Here is an 18,014-nt window from a genome sequence, read left to right as displayed (position 1 = left end):
ATAATGAAGCAAATACTTATCACCGGGGGCGCCGGCTTTATCGGTTCTCATTTATGTGCCCGTCTTTTAGAAGAAGGAAATGAAGTAATTTGTCTGGATAACTATTTTACGGGAAGTAAGGAGAATGTGATTCCTCTGCTGAAAAATCCACATTTCGAGTTGATCAGGCATGATGTTTCTATACCGTTCCAAGCCGAGGTCGATGAGATTTATAATTTGGCATGTCCCGCATCTCCAGTTTATTATCAAATAGATCCGATACAGACGATCAAGACATCCGTGTTAGGAGCGGTCAATATGTTAGGTCTGGCAAAACGGGTGAACGCTAAGATATTACAAGCATCTACCAGTGAGGTGTATGGAGATCCCATGATACACCCGCAGCCGGAAAGCTATTGGGGAAATGTCAACCTGATAGGGCCTCGCTCTTGTTATGACGAGGGCAAGCGTTGCGCCGAGACCTTATTTATGGATTACCATCGCCAAAACAAGGTTCGCATTAAAATCATCCGCATCTTTAATACGTATGGGCCTAATATGAGTACGAACGATGGCCGTGTCGTCTCTAATTTCATTATACAGGCATTACAAAATAAGGACATTACGATTTATGGGGATGGAAACCAAACTCGTAGTTTCCAATATGTAGACGATTTGATCGAGGGGATGATTCGTATGATGAATACCTCGGATGATTTTATCGGTCCGGTAAATATCGGAAATCCGGGAGAGTTCTCGATGAACGAGTTGGCCAAGATCGTGATCCGTTTGACAAACTCCTCCTCTAAGATCGTATACCGCCCGTTGCCGGGAGACGATCCCAAGCAACGTAAGCCCGATATTACGTTGGCCAAAGAGAAATTAGATGGGTGGGAACCTACGGTTTGTTTGGAGGAAGGATTAAAGAAAACGATATTATACTTTAAATCTCTCTAATAAATTTCTAATTTGGCCTAAGAGTATTCTAACTAAATATTCATAAGCGATAAAAGAGTGACTTCTACCTTTGCGTAAAATTTAACGCAAATGAACAGACGAGTCACTCTTTTACTTTTTTTATCTCTTCTTTTCTCTGGGGCGAAAGCCTCTGTTGTCTCCCTCTCCTTGAAAGAGTCCGAGCAACGTTTCTCTGAGCACAATCTGGAAGTGATAGCCGAACGGTATAATATCGATATAGCCGAGGCCCAAGTAGTACAGGCCAAACTTTTCGAGAATCCCGTGGTCTCTTTGGAGCAAAATGTTTATAACCGGTTGAACGGACATTACTTTGATTTCGGGAAACAAGGGGAAACGATCGTAGAGGTGGAACAGTTGATCTATATCGCCGGACAGCGAAACAAACGTGTCCGTTTGGAGAAGATCCATAAGGAAATGGCCCTTTACCAATTCGAAGAGGTATTGAGAACCCTCCGGAGCGAGTTGAAGGAGAAATTCATAGCGCTTTATTTCACCCGGAAATCCCAATCTATTTACGATCGTGAGATTGATTCATTGGCTCATCTGTTGGTGGTTCTCAAGGAGCAGAATGAGAAAGGGAATGTTTCTTTATTAGAGAAGTCCCGTATCGAGGCCCTATTACTCTCTTTACGGCAAGAGCGGAATGATATCGCCAACCAAGTTATCTCCCTTCAAGGAGACATGCGGCTTTTACTAGGAATATCCGGCAATGATACCTTCGAGCCGATATTCGATGAGTCTGTGTTGAACCAGATCGATATGGACTCCGTTCCTTTCTCTGAATTGACCTCTTTATTATACGAACGTCCGGATCTTAAGTTGGCGCAAGCAAGCGTCAAGGCTTCGGAGGCGGACGTGAGATTACAACGTTCCCTCGCTTTCCCGGAAGTGAGCGTAAAGGGTACGTATGATAAGGCGGGTAACTTTATCAATGATTATTGGGCGATCGGCTTGAGCGTCTCTCTCCCTATATTTAACCGGAATCAAGGGAATATCAGGGCGGCGAAAATATCCGTCGCTCAAAAGGCCCATAAGGAAGAATACGCACGCCGCCAGGCCGAGAATGAATTATTCACCAGCTATGGCCGATTGGAAAAGGCGATTCAGCTTTATCGTTCCTCGAACTATGGATTGGAGAAGGATTTCGCCTTGATTATCGAAGGCGTGAACTTGAATTTCCAAAAACGGAATATCAGTCTCCTTGAGTTTATCGATTATTATGAGACCTACAAAACAACCTGCTTGCAACTTTACCAAACTCAAAAAGAAGTGTTACTGGCCTTGGAGGAGGTAAATACCGTAACGGGTAGCCATGTATTCAACTATTAAAAGCAAATCAAATGATATGAATAAGCATCTAATCACATGCATCCTTTTAGTACCCTTGGTATGTTCCTGCGGAAAACAGGCGACCACCTCGGTCGATACCCGGGAACCTTTACTATTAAATGACAGTTTACAGGAGATTATAACACTGGATACGGTTCGTGACACACCATTAACCAACGAGTTATTGCTCAATGGCCGTGTCAGTTTCAATCCAGAGCGAGTGGCCCATGTGTATCCGATATTTGGTGGAAATGTCACCTCCGTTCATGCGGAAGTTGGCGATTACGTATGGAAAGGGGATGTCCTAGCGGTGATCCGGAGCGGAGAGATCGCTGATATCGACAAGCAGCGAAAGGAGGCCGAGCATCAACTGGCTATCGCTAACCGTAACTTGGAGGCTACCCAAGATATGGCCCGGAGCGGTATGGCTTCCGACCGGGACTTCCTGCAAGCCCAGCAAGAGCAAGCCGATGCCGAGGCCGAGACCAAACGTATCCAAGAAATGTATTCCATTTATAACATAACAGACCCATCTACCTATGTGGTGAAAGCGCCGGTCTCCGGCTTTATCATCGATAAGAATATAAACCGGGATATGCAGATCCGTTCTGATCAAGGGGAGGAGATGTTTACCATTTCCGGTCTCGACGATGTCTGGGTGATGGCCGATGTCTATGAGGGAGATATCAGCAAGGTAAAAGAGGGGGCTACCGTTCGTATCACCACTTTGGCCTATAAGGATATGGAGTTTACGGGAACGATCGATAAGGTCTATCATATGCTAGACCGAGAAAGTAAGACCATGAGCGTAAGAGTCAAATTAAGGAACGAGAAGTATATGCTTAAACCCGGAATGTTTACGAACGTATATGTACAGAGCGCGGTAAAAGGAGAAAGTATGCCTTGCGTAAACGCCCATGCCGTGATTTTCGAGGATGGTAAAGAATACGTTGTCTATGTCTCGAAGGAGGGATATTTGCAAATGCGTGAGATCTCGGTGTATAAGCAAACCGAGAAGTTCTGTTACCTGCGATCCGGCTTGAAGGATGGGGATCGGATCGTAGATCGGAACGCTCTCTTGGTGTATAACGAATTAAAGTAACCAGACGATATGCACACATTCATAGATAATATCATAACGTTCTCCCTCCGGAACAAATTCTTTATCTTCTTCTGTACCACGATCACCGTAATCGCCGGTATCACCAGCTTTATCCATACGCCGATCGACGCGTTTCCGGATGTGACGAATACGAAGGTGACGATTATCACCCAATGGCCGGGCAGGAGCGCCGAGGAGATCGAGAAGTTTATCACAATCCCGATCGAGATCGCCATGAACCCGGTACAGAAAAAGACGGATATCCGGAGCACAACCCTTTTCGGTCTTTCCGTCATCAACGTGATGTTCGAAGATAAGGTGGATGATTTCTTCGCCCGCCAGCAAGTTTATAATCTCTTGAACGACGCCGACCTGCCGGAAGGGGTCACGCCGGAAGTGCAGCCCTTATATGGTCCGACCGGCGAGATCTTCCGCTATACATTACGTAGCGATAAGCGTTCCGTCCGGGAATTGAAGACCTTGCAGGATTGGGTGATCGAGCGGAAGTTGCGGGCCGTACCCGGTGTAGCGGATATCGTCAGCTTCGGAGGAGAGGTAAAGACATTCGAGGTTAGCGTCAACCCGAATCAACTGATCAGTTACGGGGTAACAACCTTGGAACTTTATGACGCTATCGCGAAAAGTAATATCAACGTAGGCGGCGACGTGATCACGAAAAGCTCGCAAGCCTATGTCGTGCGGGGTATTGGCTTGATTAACGATATAAAAGAGATCGAGAATATCGTCGTAAAGAATATCAATGGCACGCCAATCCTTGTCAAGCACTTGGCTACCGTACACGAATCCAGTCTTCCCCGCCTAGGGCAAGTGGGCCGCATGGAGGAAGATGATGTCGTACAAGGCATCGTTGTCATGCGAAAAGGGGAGAACCCCGGCGAGGTAATCACCGCCTTGAAGGATAAGATCAAGGATATCCAACAAAACACCTTGCCGGAAGACGTGCGAATCGTATCGTTCTACGATCGTGAGAATCTGGTAGATCTGGCGGTCAAGACCGTAACACATAATCTGGCGGAAGGTATTCTGCTGGTAACTTTCATCGTATTAATCTTCATGGCGGATTGGCGTACGACGGTGATCGTGTCGATCATTATCCCGTTGGCACTCCTCTTCGCCTTTATTTGTCTCCGGGCGATGGGGATGAGCGCCAACCTCTTATCTATGGGAGCGATCGACTTCGGTATTATTATCGATGGCGCCGTCGTGATGGTGGAGGGGCTTTTCGTGGCATTGGACCGGAAAGCCCGTGAAGTAGGCATGCCCGCTTTCAATTTGATGAGTAAGATGGGTATTATCCGTCATACGGCGAAGGACCGTGCGAAAGCGGTTTTCTTCTCTAAGCTGATTATCATCACCGCCTTGGTCCCGATCTTCTCTTTCCAGAAGGTGGAAGGAAAGATGTTCAGCCCGCTCGCTTATACCTTGGGGTTCGCCTTGTTGGGAGCGTTGATCTTTACGTTGACATTGGTACCCGTCCTATCTTCCATGCTATTAAAGAAAGAGGTGCGTGAGAAACATAATCCGTTCCTCGCGTGGATCAATCGGAAGTCGATCGGTATTTTCGACTGGTGCCACACCCGTAAGAAGCGGACGATCACGTTCGCCACGCTGGTAGCTGCCATAGGTATCTGGTGCTTCACCTTGTTGGGCAGCGAGTTTCTCCCGCAACTGAACGAGGGCTCTATTTATATCCGTGCGACCTTACCGCAAAGTATATCTTTGGATGAATCCGTTACGTTGGCCAACCAGATGCGCCGGAAGCTGGCGGCTTATCCGGAGGTTCGTCAGGTCTTGTCGCAAACCGGCCGGCCGAACGATGGCACGGATGCGACAGGTTTCTACAACATCGAGTTCCATGTGGATATATATCCCGAGAAAGAGTGGGAAAGCGAACGCTCGAAAGCGGGTCTGATCGAGAAGATGCAAGAGGATCTGGCGATCTATCCGGGCGTGGATTTTAACTTCTCGCAGCCTATCTCGGACAATGTAGAGGAAGCGGCCAGCGGCGTGAAGGGTTCCATCGCCGTGAAGGTCTTCGGTAAGAACCTGTACGAGTCGGAGAAGAAGGCGGTAGAGGTTTTCAAGGTCTTGGAGACCGTAGACGGTATCGAGGATCTGGGCGTTATCCGGAATATCGGCCAGCCGGAGCTGCGGATCGAGTTGAACGAGTCTCGTTTAGCCCGCTACGGCGTGGCCAAGGAGGACGTGCAATCCATTATCGAGATGGCGATAGGAGGTAAGAGCGCCTCCCTGCTTTATGAGGACGAGCGTAAGTTCAATATCATGGTCCGCTACGAATCCGCTTTCCGCCGTAGCGAGAATGAGATAGGCAAGATACTGGTTCCGGCAAAGGATGGTTCCATGATTCCTATCCGCGAGCTGGCGGATATCCATACGATTACCGGCCCGTTGATTATCTACCGGGATAACCACGCTCGTTTCTGCGCCGTGAAATTCTCGGTCCGGGGCCGCGACATGGGTAGCGCCGTGGCTGAAGCCCAGCGAAAAGTGGAGAGGCAGGTAAAGCTCCCCGAAGGCTATACCTTGAAATGGACTGGAGATTTCGAGAACCAACAACGGGCTACCAAACGCTTGGCCCAAGTCGTCCCCGTAAGTATAGCGATCATCTTCGTGATCCTATTCGTCCTTTTCGGCAACGCCCGGGATGCCGGACTGGTCTTATTGAACGTGCCTTACGCCGCCGTCGGAGGTATCTTGGCCCTATTAATCACGAATTTCAACTTCTCGATCTCAGCGGGTATCGGCTTTATCGCCCTCTTCGGTATCTGTATACAGAATGGCGTGATCATGATATCGGACATCAAGAATAACCTGCGGGAGAGGCATCCTCTGGAAGATTCGATCAAGATGAGCGTGAAATCAAGGGTACGTTCCGTATTAATGACCGCCTCCATGGCCGCTATCGGCCTGCTTCCGGCCGCCTTGAGCCACGGTATCGGATCGGAAAGCCAGCGTCCTTTGGCGATCGTGATCATTGGCGGATTAATAGGGGCCACGTTCTTCACCCTCTTTGTCTTTCCGTTGATGGTGGAGGCTTTTTATCGACGAATGCTTTATGATAAGAACGGTAAATTAGTGCAACGTAGGTTGTAATTGCTATATTTGTAGCAAGAAAGTCCGGAACTATTAGGGAGGGCGACTGGAGTTATTATGCGAAAGGATTATACTTACTGATCTTTTCACGGCTGTGAAAAGATCATATCACAGAGGTGAAACGATCGTATCACAACCGTGAAAAGAACGTTTCACCTCTGTGATACGATTAGCATCACCCTAAGTACGCATTACTAATGATGGACATTCTTATTAATACATACGATACAATGGCGAAGATATTATTAGTAGAAGACGAGGTAAACATCGCCTCTTTTATAGAAAGAGGCTTGCGGGAGTTCGGGCATGAGGTATATGTCGCTTACGACGGTGCCACCGGTTGGGAACTGACACAGAAGAACGATTTCCAATTGCTGATTCTGGATATTATAATGCCGAAGATGAATGGCCTGCAACTTTGCAAACAGTACCGGCAACGGTTCGGTTACCATGCCCCCGTGATCATGCTGACCGCCTTGGGAACCACCGAGGATATTGTTAGCGGGCTGGATGCCGGGGCGGATGATTATCTGGTAAAACCTTTCAGCTTCCAAGAACTCGAGGCCCGCATAAAGGCGTTATTACGTCGATCGGGAAACGAATCCGTCCATATGGCTCTCCGGTGCGGGGATCTGGTCTTAGATCCTCCAAGCCATCGGGCTATACGGAATGGGCAGGTCATCGATTTGACCGTAAAGGAATATAGGCTCTTGGAATATTTCATACAGAACCAAGGAACGGCCTTGAGCCGGATGAACTTGCTAAAGAATGTCTGGGACAAGGATTTCGATACCAATACGAACGTGGTCGATGTTTACGTGAATTATTTGCGCACGAAGATAGACAAAGACTTCGAACCTAAGCTAATCCATACCGTGGTGGGTGTGGGCTATATGATGGAAGCATGAAGACAGGAAACAAGATCGCTCTCTTTTACTCGGCCATTACCATAGGCGTGATAGCCGTCGTGACGCTTGTCTTCTATTTGGTTTCCACGAGCTATATCTCTCGCCTGTACTATTCTTACCTGACGGAAAAAGCCTATGCCACGGCACAGAAGCATTGGGAGAAGGACGAGACCGACGACGAGAGCTATGCCCGTATCCAACAGCGTTACGAGGAAACCCTTCCCGTCGCTACCGAGATATTGCTGAACGCCGATAGCTTGGAGACCCGGCAAGTGCTGTCCCGTTATCTGGACGCCACGCAGGTGAGATCTCTATACCAAGAGGATATCGTTCACTTCAAGCACGATACGCAAATGGGAGCGGCTTTGTATTATCCCGACAACGAGGGGAATTTCATCGTGATTGTCCTTTCCGGGAATCAGTATGGGATGGATATCCAGCATCGGATCGGCTGGCTGTTGCTGGGATTGATATTGGTTAGCTCGGTATTGATCTATTTTGTCGGCAGACTATACGCGACCCGGATGGTAGACCGGATCGACGCTGCTTACCAAAGTGAGAAAGCGTTTATCAGCAACGCCTCGCATGAGTTGAACAATCCGCTGACAGCCATTCAAGGCGAATGCGAGATCAGCCTGCTGAAAGAGCGCTCCCCGGAGGAATACCAAGCGGCATTAAGACGTATCGCCACGGAGACGAGCCGTATCATACAATTGATCAAACACCTGCTGTTCCTGTCGCACGGGGATAAGGAGATCCAGAAAAGCGCGATGGAGACGATCTTCCTAGCGGACTTCTTGATGCAGTTCTCCTCGGCCCGGATCTCGTTCTCCCCGGATAATTTCTCTTATATGATCAGTGCCAATCCCTATTTATTGAAGATAGCGATCAAGAATATCTTGAGCAACGCCTGTAAGTATTCGGACGATAAACCGGTAGAGATGCGGCTTCGAGGCAGTATCTTGACCATATCCGACCGAGGTATCGGCATTCCTCCCGAGGAATTGAAACGAATCTTCCAACCCTTTTACAGGGCGAGCAATACCCGGGAATACGCCGGGCATGGTGTCGGGCTAAGCCTCTCGCTACGCATATTGAGCACCTATGGGGCGAAGGTGAATATTACTTCTGATCTAGGGGTTGGGACGAGCGTGGAGATCGACTTTGGGTAGCCGTCAGATATTCTTTAGCCGGACCTGTTATTTCGACAGACTCCGGCGTTACCCCTACCGCCTCTTCCGAAGATATAAGTCCGCGATCTACCAAGCGATCCAGTATTACCCTGTAAAAATCCTCATAATACGGCTTCAACCGCAACCCGTCGAAGCAATAGCGGACCTGTTTGGGCTTGGGGATAATGCTGGCCATAAAAATACACTCGGCAAGGTTTAACTGGGAAGGTTCCTTCGCGAAATAATAACGTGAGGCCTCGGCGGCTCCATAAATCATGGGGCCCCATTCGGCGATGTTCAGATAAACCTCAAACATCCGCTCTTTAGAGGTCAGATGATCGCTCTCGATCAGCCATACGATTAACATTTCCTCCAGCTTGCGGGCGATCGTCTTATTACGGCTCAAGAATACATTCTTCACCAATTGCATGCTGAGCGTACTGCCGCCACGGGCGAAACGTCGTTCCTTGATATCCTGTATCAACGATTCCCGGATAGCGCTTGGAATAAAACCGTTGTGATAAAAGAAGCCGGCATCCTCACTCTGCATGATCGCTAAAGGAAGATAACGGGATACGGCGTTGAACGGGCGGAAAGAGGGATTCGCCGGACCGATCTCGAAAGAGCGTACCGGCTCGCCTTGCTCATAGACAGTATATTCAAATGGCTCATTCATCTTCCGCAAATCCGTATTCCCATAGGCAAGGATCTGGAAGTCCTTCGCTTTCAAAGTAGATTCCAAGATCAAGCTGTCTACCTGTCCGAAATCCAGATCCAATCGAAAATGATAGGAGAGGGTACCTTTTGTTCTCAGGCCTTCCAGATTGTAGAATAAGCCTTTAGGCAGGGAGGAGAACAGTTGATCCGCAGGGAAATCCCTTTTATTCACAGAGGCCATGATTTGCCAACTGGAATCTTTAACGATCTTCAGATAAGGATGGAAATCCAGATGATTAAACCGGATATCACTGACGCTATCTAATTCGATATAGTTCTTACCGATGTTTGTCCGGAAGTGTATAGAGCCTTTATCCAGTAAGACCGTGTCCGGAGATATACGCTCTTGGTGGATGGTAAGCCCGCTCACATAGGCGCTTCCGAGTAAGGATTGTATGTCTTCTTCTATTTTAGGTCCCTTAAGCTCGAAGGCCAAGGTGTCGAAACGTACCGATGCCCCCCAACGATATTCCAGAAAAGGAAGAGGAATCTTCGTATGCTCGTCGGCGTAGAGACGGGCTTTCACGAGTCGCTCCTTATCAGAGAGAGAGCCTTCGCAAATCCATTCGCTACGAACTCCATTCTCCGTGCTGTTTATATGCGTAGAGAATTGATTGTTAGCAAGATTGAGTTCGGGTATCTCTAGTATTAGTTCATCTCCTTTATTACTATAAGAAACACATAAATCATGTACCAAGGCATTTCCGGGCAATAAATTGAAAAGTAGACTAAGGGAGCGTTCAGCCTTGCGTGCGTAATCCCGTTCCTTATCATCTACAGCTGTTTCCACTGGCTCACCTGGGTGATTCGATGGTTTATAAAGGAAATCAAAATTAGCTCTCTCTCCCTTCTTAATAAAATGAATATGCAAATTATCCGCTTGTACACTCTCTATGGAAGGGGTAAGTAGCAATAATCTGCCAAGCTCCAGTTTCGCTTGAAGCCTGTCCGCATGTATCAACGTATCAGCGTCAACCGGGATAACGGTCAATCCCTCCATACGTACGGTACTCAGCCCCATCAACCGGATCTTATCATAGCGTATGTCAAGATGATGCCTTTCGGCAAGTTTACTCAATTTATGTCCCGCATACGCCCCTAAGATCAGGTCGATGCCCCAAAATGCCATAAACAAGAGAAAGCCAATAAAAATAAGAACTGCTATAAAAGATCTTTTATGGGATTGATTCATGCTCATCTATATTGTTACCCAGCGGACAAAAGTACTATAATTAAACGAATGGATTTCTTTTTCGATAAACAATCAAGGACTTAATTTAGTTATATTAAAAAACTAAAGTTATATGGCGTATAAGATCGCGTTTTTTGGTGCTAAACCCTACGACATCGCTTCTTTCGATAAGATCAATGAGCGGTATGAGTTCGATATTCGTTACTATAAAGGACATTTGAATATCAATAATGTCGTCTTAACCCAAGGGGTAGACGCAGTATGTATTTTCGTAAACGACACGGCTGATGCCGCCGTAATAGACGCTTTGGTTGCCAATGGTGTGAAATTGTTGGCGCTTCGTTGCGCCGGTTTTAATAATGTGGATTTGAATGCCGCCAGGGGGAAATTACCGGTCGTACGCGTACCGGCCTACTCACCCTATGCGGTCGCTGAATATACGTTGGCCTTGATGTTATCGTTAAACCGTAAGATACACCGGGCATACTGGCGTACGAGAGATGGCAACTTCTCCTTGAATGGCTTGATGGGATTTGATATGCATGGCAAGACCGCCGGTATTATCGGTACCGGAAAGATCGCCAAGATATTGATTCATATCTTAAAAGGATTGGGGATGCGTGTATTGGCAAACGACCTGTATCCGGATGAGAAATTCGCCAAGGAGGAAGGGATCACCTATGTCTCTTTAGACGAGTTATACAAAGAGTCCGATATCATTTCCTTGCATTGCCCGTTGACTGACCAGACCCGTTATCTGATCAACGACGATTCGATCGCCAAGATGAAAGACGGCGTAATGATTATCAATACGGGACGCGGGTTACTGATTCATACCAACGCCTTGATCGAGGGATTGAAGACCAAGAAAGTGTCTGCCGCCGGATTGGATGTCTACGAGGAGGAGGGAGACTATTTCTACGAGGATAAATCGGATAAGATTATCGATGATGATGTCTTGGCCCGTCTGCTCTCATTCAACAATGTGATCGTTACTTCCCATCAGGCGTTTTTCACGAAAGAGGCTCTGCATAATATCGCCGAGACTACCTTGCGGAACATCAAGGATTTCGAGGAAGGCCGTCCCTTAGTGAACGAAGTGACCAAGTAAATTCTAAAAAGGAACTATTATTTATCGCTGATTTATTATATTTTTGTGGCCATTGCTTGGTGGGAACCCAGCAATGGCTTTTTTAATTCAGAGGTATATATATGGAAATAGATAGTCAGACAGGTTTGGTGTTGGAAGGTGGCGGAATGCGTGCCATATTTACGGTGGGAGTATTGGATTATTTTATGGATCATGATATTTGGTTTCCTTATACGATCGGAGTATCGGCGGGCGCGAGTAACGGAATCTCGTATGCTTCCCGCCAGCGGGGACGCTCCCGTTTTAGCAATATCGACCTATTGAAGAAATATAATTACATAGGTCTTCGTCATTTCTTACGGGGAAGGGGATATATCGATCTGAATTTCTTGTTTTATGTCTATCCGGATTTGTATTATCCGTTGGATTACGATACCTATTTCAAGTCCAAGGATCGGTTCGTTATGGTCACGAGCAATTGCTTGACGGGTAAAGCGGAATATTTCGAGGAGAAGAAAGATAAGAAACGTTTGGTGGATATCTGTAAAGCATCTTGCACATTACCGATCCTCTGTCCAATTACGTATGTAGACGGGATACCGATGGTCGACGGAGGCGTATGCGACGCTATCCCTATCCGACGGGCTATCGCTGACGGCTTCTCCAAGAACGTCATCATCCTTACCCGTAACAAAGGCTATCGGAAAGAAGAGAAAGATTTTTACCTTCCCGGCTTTATTTATAACAAATACCCGGCGATCCGGGAACAGTTGCGACTACGATACCGGCAGTACAACGAGGTCTTGGATTACATAGACCAACTGGAGGCCGAAGGAAAAGCCTTCATCATCCGTCCGCAAAACCCAATTAAAGTCGGCCGTACCGGAAGCGACACAAAGAAACTGGAAGAACTATATGAGGAAGGCTACGAATGCGGAAGACAAATCACTCAATTGTAGAGACGGGGCATGCCCCGTCTCATCCCCTCAAAACAGTATTTTATTTACAACCTTGCAAATCCTTACTTAACCGCATAGCGCAGAAATTAGGACCGCACATCGTACAGTACTCTCCATCCGTAACAGCACTCTCCTTATAATACTGTAAAGCCCTTTCCGGGTCCAAGGACAAATTGAACTGGTCTTTCCAGCGGAAATCAAAACGGGCCTTGCTCAACGCGTTATCACGTACTTGAGCGCCGGGATGCCCTTTCGCCAAGTCAGCGGCATGCGCCGCTATCTTATAAGCGACCACCCCATTACGCACGTCTTCCTTATTCGGCAATCCCAAATGTTCCTTCGGCGTAACATAGCAGATCATAGCCGTCCCATGCCAAGCGATTTGCGCACCACCAATAGCCGACGTGATATGATCGTATCCAGGAGCGATATCGGTCGTCAACGGGCCCAGCGTATAGAACGGCGCTCCATGGCAGGCATACTGTTGTTCCTTCATATTCTCATGGATCTTATTCATGGGAACATGGCCCGGGCCTTCGATAATCACTTGTACGAACTGCTCCCAAGCTATTTTCGTCAGTTCTCCCATCGTGTGAAGCTCGGCGAATTGCGCCGCATCGTTCGCGTCATAGATAGAACCCGGACGAAGCCCGTCTCCGATAGAGACCGCCACGTCATATGCCTTTAGTATCTCGCAGATTTCGGCGAAATGTGTGTACAGGAAGTTTTCCTCGTCATGAAGCTGCATCCATTTGGCCATGATCGATCCACCTCTGGAGACAATCCCCGTCAGGCGAGTCGCCGTCAGCTCCACATGTTTACGCAACAAACCTGCGTGGATCGTGAAATAATCCACGCCCTGTTCCGCCTGCTCGATCAACGTATCCCGATAGATCTCCCAAGAAAGGTCCTCTACCTTACCATTCACCTTCTCCAAGGCTTGATAAATAGGAACCGTACCCATCGGAACCGGGCAGTTACGGATAATCCACTCGCGCGTCTCATGGATATTATCGCCGGTAGAGAGATCCATCAACGTGTCTCCGCCCCATTTACAACTCCATATCGCCTTCTCGATCTCCTCGTCGATACCGGAGGAAAGAGCGGAGTTGCCGATATTGGTATTGATCTTTACCAAGAACTTCTTACCGATAATCATCGGCTCGGCTTCCGGGTGATTGATATTCGCCGGGATGATCGCGCGACCGGCGGCGATTTCCTTGCGGACGAACTCCGGCGTGATATAAGACTTCAGTCCCAAAGCCTCGATTTGCTGGTTCTCACGAATCGCCGCGTACTCCATTTCCGGAGTGATAATGCGCTTCTTCGCATAATACATCTGGGTGATATTCTTACCCTCTTTAGCCCGGAAAGGCAAGTATCGCTTGGGGAAACGCAGGGAATCCAGACTCGCGTCCGCCAATCGCTCACGGCCATAAGCGGAAGTCAATTCCGGCAATTGAACCACATCTTTACGCTTACCGTACCACTCCTCACGTATACGAGGAAGTCCTTTAGCGATATCAATCGATATCTTGGGGTCGGAATACGGGCCGCTCGTATCGTAAACGATTACCGGATTGTTCTTCTTGAAGATTCGCTCTCCATGCTCATCCAAGGTTACCGTGTCCAACAATTTAATCTTACGCATACCAACCTTGATCTTATTGATCTCGCCCGGGACATAAATCTTTTCCGAGGACGGATAGGAAATACGCATATTCTTTTTAGTAGCCATATGTATTTAGTTTAGTACTTATTGATTTCCTCTATAAACCGGCGGGTTTCCTCCACGGGATCGGGGGCATTGATAATCGCGCCCGAAACAGCGATTCCGGTTATACCCGTCTCCATCAAAGGGCCTACGTCTTCCAACGTAATACCACCTATCGCAAAGATAGGAATATCAATGCCAGCCTCCTTACATTGAACGATAATTTTACGATAACCTTCCAGACCTAAGATGGGACTCAAATTCTTCTTGGTACCCGTAAAGCGATACGGCCCTAGTCCGATATACGAGGCGCCTCGTTCTACGGCCAGCCGGATATCCTCGAACGTGTTAGCCGTAGCCCCGATATAGAAGATGGCATTGGAATCCAACTTGTCTTTCAGTACTTCCCAAGCGATATCCAAGGGAATGTCATTCTTACCTAGATGACAAGCCGTAGCGCCACATGTCACGGCGGCTTCCAGATCATCGTTTACGCAGAAATCCACGATTCGCTCACATTCGTCCGCGCAGATAGTGGCACATTTACGTACGGTATCCTCATAGATCCCGTCTTTCATACGCAATTGTATCCACGAACATCCTCCTTGGATTGCCATGCGTACCTCGTCGCATTCCGTATATTTAGGTGTACGATGCGTTATAAACATCAAGCGGTTACTCCCACCAAAAGGAGGGCGTAATCCGGTTGTTCTCCGACCGACTCTTCCATTCTCATCATATCCGAAATAATAATTTAAGGCCATACTTGTAATCGTTTGAATTGTTTTATGAGTTGATCCGCAACAAGAAGGGAGGGATCGTTTCCCCAAAGGGCCCCGAGAACGGCGACACCGCCGAAGGGGATATCTCTTAATTTCGTTATTGTTTGTGAGCAGATTCCTCCCAAGGCGATCACCTTATCATCGATGATGCCCTTCGCATTTCGCAATCCATCTAAGGGGAATCCGCTACCATATCCTTCTTTGGATATACTCTGAAAGATCGGACTAAGGAATACATAGTCGCATACCGGTTTATACTCGATAATCTCTTCCAGACTATGGCAAGAACGACTTATACTGCCTTTATATAAAGGTGGAGCTTCCGGGTTCCTCTTGTTCAAATGGACTCCTCCTAAAGCCCTTTCTTCTGCCAAGGTAAACCAATCATGAAGAACGATCCTGTCGTAATAAGCCGGAGAGATTTTATCCAATAAGCCCTCCAATTCATCACGTTTACAATCCGGTTTACGTAGATGTAAACGAGACATTCCTTCCGCGAATAGAAGTTCGATCAAAGAAGCTTCATCCGCGAAAAAATAAGGTGTAGTAATTACGACCAGCTTATTCATGATTCCATCGGATTTTATGAAGGGCAGAGGGTGAGAAGAAGTGGTTTACAGGTCCGTGCCCTTTTCCCATGCATACATTTGCCCCGTGAACGAGCGCGTTATTCATATATTCCTTGGCTAATCGTACGGCTTCCACCAATGAATGGCCGAGTGCCATATAAGCGGCGATGGCGGACGATAGCGTACAGCCCGTTCCATGGGTATTGAAGGTCTCCACTGTTGGCGAGACCAGACAAATCGGATTATTCTCATTGATAAATAACCGATCCACCGTTTCTACTCCGGGAATATGCCCCCCTTTGATCAATATAGCGTTACATCCTTTTTCCTGCAATTTCCGGGCGGCACATAAGATATCCGCCTCGTTATTGATTTTTATACCGGAAAGATATTCCGTCTCGGGAATATTCGGAGTAAGCAGTGTCGCTTTAGGGAACAACTCATCCATGATGGTTCGGATGGCGTCATCCTCCAATAATTTACTTCCGCTCGTGGATATCATCACCGGATCTAAAATGATAGAAGTTCGTCGGAAGGAAGGTAAAGTCTCAGATACAACCTTTACGGCATCCTTGTTATGTAGCATCCCTATTTTTATGGCATCTACGATGAAGTCCTCAAGAATAGCTTCGATTTGTCCTCTCAAAATCTCGGGAGAGATCGCTTGGATCCCTCGCACCCCCTGTGTGTTTTGAGCGGTTATAGCCGTTATCGCCGAGGCTCCAAAAACACCCAGCGAGGAAAAAGTCTTAATATCCGCTTGTATTCCGGCACCACCGCCACTATCAGAGCCCGCGATCGTTAAAGCTACCGGATAACGGTACGTTTCATTTTTATCCATTTAACATTCGTTTTTCTTACGGCGGCATTACCCGCATCAAGTAGTAAGGGTATGATCTCAGCCCATATAGTATGGCACCCCTTCGATGACGCAAACTTAGTGAAAAAAATCGATATTAAGATATTTCCGGCTTTCAAACGATAATTTTAACGCAAGGTTATACTTCCATAGATCGTAGACGGGAGCCTTCTGGTTTTAGAAGGCTTCCGTCATATTCATATAAACCGCCATCCCTTTTTGGTTCGGGTCTTTGCCTACGTCTAGGCGGAAGTTCTTGCCGGGTTGCATTTGGATACGTAAGCCTACGCCGTAGTTGAACTTCCATTTATTCCAGTCTACGATAGGAGCGTTTCCGATCGTACCCGTGCCGACCCAGCCAACAAAACCACACTTCGCCCAGAAATTACCGCTCTTATATTTCTCCACGCTGCCGAACATATGACGATACTCCAGAATCCCATACGCCATGGTCTTGTCACGGTACTTGCCCCAATAGTATCCGCGAAGATCGAAAGGAGAGCCAAACGAAGGAAGCTCCGTAAAAGGAACGTTTCCCACACCGATTTGTGTCTTGGCGATCCATGCCAAGGTGCTACGAGGACGAAATACTTGCTGGAACTGGCGGTATTCTAACTCGAACATCTCATAATTATATGCACCGCCTAAATACTTTCCATACACTTTAGCGATCGCGCTTAGTAACATACCGGAACTTGGGGTCGCCACGTCATTTCGTGTATCGTATTGAATCAAGCCGCCGACACCGATATTGACATAATCTCGTTTGAACTTATTGAAATAAGGATCTTCGGCCATCACCGGGTTGATATCATCTGATTTGCTGAAATTAATATCAAAAAGAGGACCCGTATATAAATGAGGCCTAACTTCCCATACGAAACGGGGATATAGTTGGAAAGAACTCTTATGGAATTTCGTTGTCGAGTCGCTCTTCTCGATTTGCTCGATCGTCTCATAGCCTTTCCCGAAATAATGCGAAGGTTCGTTCCGATAACCGTAACTGATATAAATACGGAAGCGATTCTCGTTGAAGAATAAGGTGCCGGCACCGGCAAAAACGAACGTCCCGTTTAAGGTGATGTTAAATCCCGCAGGGATAAACGATCGTTGGGATATCGTATCATTCTTGTTTAAGCGAAAGCTAGCCAAAACCGCGCCACCTACGCCAAAGGAGGCTTCCGGCGTGTAAGACGGTCCGCCAAGGATAGACCACCAGATCCTTTTGTTGGCCCGTATGGAGTCTTTATGTAATTGTTTATGATAACGTTGTATTTGCTTTTCGGTCATAGGCTTACCGTCCAGCATCAGCACTTCTTTTGGAATCGTGTCATTGGAAATACCTTGCGCCTTTACGGAAAAGGCGAATAGAAGGCAGGCCATATAAATTAAAAGATATCTAAACATTATTTTAATCAATATTTAGAGGGCAAAAGTACGAAATCCTCCTAATATGTATTCTTAAAGAATCCCTAATAAAAAAGAATAAACAGCTAAAAAGAAATGCTATTACAGTCTGGGGGGTGTAG

General features: G+C 47.2%; 14 protein-coding genes and 1 riboswitch. Of the genes, 8 read left to right on the top strand and 6 right to left on the bottom strand.

Going from position 1 to position 18,014, the window contains the following annotated elements:
- Window positions 1-3 precede the first annotated feature (3 nt).
- From DWX84_RS03430 to DWX84_RS03405, 6 genes are all read left to right on the top strand, one after another.
- Entirely contained in the window at window positions 4-936 is a 933-nt protein-coding gene (locus tag DWX84_RS03430) for a UDP-glucuronic acid decarboxylase family protein (protein WP_122297240.1), read from the top strand.
- A 90-nt stretch (window positions 937-1,026) separates the two neighbouring features.
- Window positions 1,027-2,286 carry a TolC family protein gene (locus DWX84_RS03425; RefSeq protein ID WP_122297239.1) on the top strand — a complete coding sequence of 420 codons (1,260 nt, stop codon included), beginning with the start codon at window positions 1,027-1,029 and terminating at the stop codon, window positions 2,284-2,286.
- Window positions 2,287-2,302: 16 nt separating this feature from the next.
- The gene (locus tag DWX84_RS03420) at window positions 2,303-3,388 is read left to right on the top strand and encodes an efflux RND transporter periplasmic adaptor subunit (protein WP_048927284.1); all 1,086 of its coding nucleotides are present in this window, start codon (window positions 2,303-2,305) and stop codon (window positions 3,386-3,388) included.
- Between the two features lie 9 nt (window positions 3,389-3,397).
- A complete protein-coding gene (locus DWX84_RS03415) occupies window positions 3,398-6,523 on the top strand; it encodes an efflux RND transporter permease subunit (protein ID WP_122297238.1) in 3,126 nt (1,041 codons plus the stop codon).
- 230 nt (window positions 6,524-6,753) lie between these two features.
- Window positions 6,754-7,431 carry a response regulator transcription factor gene (locus tag DWX84_RS03410; protein WP_048927480.1) on the top strand — a complete coding sequence of 226 codons (678 nt, stop codon included), beginning with the start codon at window positions 6,754-6,756 and terminating at the stop codon, window positions 7,429-7,431.
- Window positions 7,428-8,603: a HAMP domain-containing sensor histidine kinase gene (locus DWX84_RS03405; protein WP_048927286.1), complete on the top strand. Its 1,176-nt coding sequence runs from the start codon at window positions 7,428-7,430 to the stop codon at window positions 8,601-8,603. The genes DWX84_RS03410 and DWX84_RS03405 overlap by 4 nt, the downstream gene beginning before the upstream one ends.
- Here DWX84_RS03405 and DWX84_RS03400 read toward each other — a convergent pair.
- Window positions 8,554-10,512 carry a biosynthetic peptidoglycan transglycosylase gene (locus DWX84_RS03400; RefSeq protein WP_048927481.1) on the bottom strand — a complete coding sequence of 653 codons (1,959 nt, stop codon included), beginning with the start codon at window positions 10,510-10,512 and terminating at the stop codon, window positions 8,554-8,556. The genes DWX84_RS03405 and DWX84_RS03400 overlap by 50 nt on opposite strands.
- Before the next feature lie 112 nt (window positions 10,513-10,624).
- On the opposite strand from DWX84_RS03400, the gene DWX84_RS03395 reads away from it, so the two are divergent.
- Together DWX84_RS03395 and DWX84_RS03390 are read left to right on the top strand one after the other, a co-directional pair.
- On the top strand, window positions 10,625-11,623 hold the full coding sequence (locus DWX84_RS03395) for a 2-hydroxyacid dehydrogenase (RefSeq protein WP_005862334.1): 999 nt from the start codon (window positions 10,625-10,627) through the stop codon (window positions 11,621-11,623).
- A gap of 101 nt (window positions 11,624-11,724) precedes the next feature.
- Window positions 11,725-12,561 carry a patatin family protein gene (locus tag DWX84_RS03390; protein WP_048927287.1) on the top strand — a complete coding sequence of 279 codons (837 nt, stop codon included), beginning with the start codon at window positions 11,725-11,727 and terminating at the stop codon, window positions 12,559-12,561.
- Window positions 12,562-12,601: 40 nt separating this feature from the next.
- Here DWX84_RS03390 and thiC read toward each other — a convergent pair whose 3' ends face one another.
- The 5 genes from thiC to DWX84_RS03365 all read right to left on the bottom strand — a co-directional run bounded on the left by thiC (window position 12,602) and on the right by DWX84_RS03365 (window position 17,892).
- The gene (gene thiC, locus DWX84_RS03385) at window positions 12,602-14,299 is read right to left on the bottom strand and encodes a phosphomethylpyrimidine synthase ThiC (RefSeq protein ID WP_048927288.1); all 1,698 of its coding nucleotides are present in this window, start codon (window positions 14,297-14,299) and stop codon (window positions 12,602-12,604) included.
- An 11-nt stretch (window positions 14,300-14,310) separates the two neighbouring features.
- Complete coding sequence (locus DWX84_RS03380; RefSeq protein WP_048927289.1) at window positions 14,311-15,039, bottom strand: thiamine phosphate synthase; 729 nt, start codon at window positions 15,037-15,039, stop codon at window positions 14,311-14,313.
- Complete coding sequence (locus DWX84_RS03375; RefSeq protein ID WP_048927290.1) at window positions 15,030-15,626, bottom strand: thiamine phosphate synthase; 597 nt, start codon at window positions 15,624-15,626, stop codon at window positions 15,030-15,032. The genes DWX84_RS03380 and DWX84_RS03375 overlap by 10 nt, the downstream gene beginning before the upstream one ends.
- Complete coding sequence (gene thiD, locus DWX84_RS03370) at window positions 15,619-16,467, bottom strand: bifunctional hydroxymethylpyrimidine kinase/phosphomethylpyrimidine kinase (protein WP_048927291.1); 849 nt, start codon at window positions 16,465-16,467, stop codon at window positions 15,619-15,621. The genes DWX84_RS03375 and thiD overlap by 8 nt, the downstream gene beginning before the upstream one ends.
- Window positions 16,462-16,559, bottom strand: a riboswitch (TPP riboswitch). Its footprint overlaps the gene before it by 6 nt.
- A gap of 103 nt (window positions 16,560-16,662) precedes the next feature.
- Window positions 16,663-17,892 carry a BamA/TamA family outer membrane protein gene (locus DWX84_RS03365; RefSeq protein WP_005862328.1) on the bottom strand — a complete coding sequence of 410 codons (1,230 nt, stop codon included), beginning with the start codon at window positions 17,890-17,892 and terminating at the stop codon, window positions 16,663-16,665.
- Window positions 17,893-18,014: the final 122 nt, after the last annotated feature.

The organism is Parabacteroides sp. AF21-43 (genome assembly GCF_003635435.1).
In the GTDB taxonomy this organism is placed as follows: domain Bacteria; phylum Bacteroidota; class Bacteroidia; order Bacteroidales; family Tannerellaceae; genus Parabacteroides; species Parabacteroides distasonis.
The sequence above is the reverse complement of the archived record's forward strand: the minus strand, read 5'-3'. Positions and strand labels throughout refer to the sequence as shown.

What these genes read in the sequence shown, in the direction of transcription:
- DWX84_RS03410 (WP_048927480.1), top strand. Translation starts at nt 6,754, where the DNA reads ATGGCGAAGATATTATTAGTAGAAGACGAGGTAAACATCGCCTCTTTT.
- thiC (WP_048927288.1), bottom strand. Translation starts at nt 14,299, where the DNA reads ATGGCTACTAAAAAGAATATGCGTATTTCCTATCCGTCCTCGGAAAAG.
- DWX84_RS03400 (WP_048927481.1), bottom strand. Translation starts at nt 10,512, where the DNA reads ATGAATCAATCCCATAAAAGATCTTTTATAGCAGTTCTTATTTTTATT.
- DWX84_RS03425 (WP_122297239.1), top strand. Translation starts at nt 1,027, where the DNA reads ATGAACAGACGAGTCACTCTTTTACTTTTTTTATCTCTTCTTTTCTCT.
- thiD (WP_048927291.1), bottom strand. Translation starts at nt 16,467, where the DNA reads ATGGATAAAAATGAAACGTACCGTTATCCGGTAGCTTTAACGATCGCG.
- DWX84_RS03380 (WP_048927289.1), bottom strand. Translation starts at nt 15,039, where the DNA reads ATGGCCTTAAATTATTATTTCGGATATGATGAGAATGGAAGAGTCGGT.
- DWX84_RS03390 (WP_048927287.1), top strand. Translation starts at nt 11,725, where the DNA reads ATGGAAATAGATAGTCAGACAGGTTTGGTGTTGGAAGGTGGCGGAATG.
- DWX84_RS03430 (WP_122297240.1), top strand. Translation starts at nt 4, where the DNA reads ATGAAGCAAATACTTATCACCGGGGGCGCCGGCTTTATCGGTTCTCAT.
- DWX84_RS03420 (WP_048927284.1), top strand. Translation starts at nt 2,303, where the DNA reads ATGAATAAGCATCTAATCACATGCATCCTTTTAGTACCCTTGGTATGT.
- DWX84_RS03405 (WP_048927286.1), top strand. Translation starts at nt 7,428, where the DNA reads ATGAAGACAGGAAACAAGATCGCTCTCTTTTACTCGGCCATTACCATA.
- DWX84_RS03415 (WP_122297238.1), top strand. Translation starts at nt 3,398, where the DNA reads ATGCACACATTCATAGATAATATCATAACGTTCTCCCTCCGGAACAAA.
- DWX84_RS03365 (WP_005862328.1), bottom strand. Translation starts at nt 17,892, where the DNA reads ATGTTTAGATATCTTTTAATTTATATGGCCTGCCTTCTATTCGCCTTT.
- DWX84_RS03395 (WP_005862334.1), top strand. Translation starts at nt 10,625, where the DNA reads ATGGCGTATAAGATCGCGTTTTTTGGTGCTAAACCCTACGACATCGCT.
- DWX84_RS03375 (WP_048927290.1), bottom strand. Translation starts at nt 15,626, where the DNA reads ATGAATAAGCTGGTCGTAATTACTACACCTTATTTTTTCGCGGATGAA.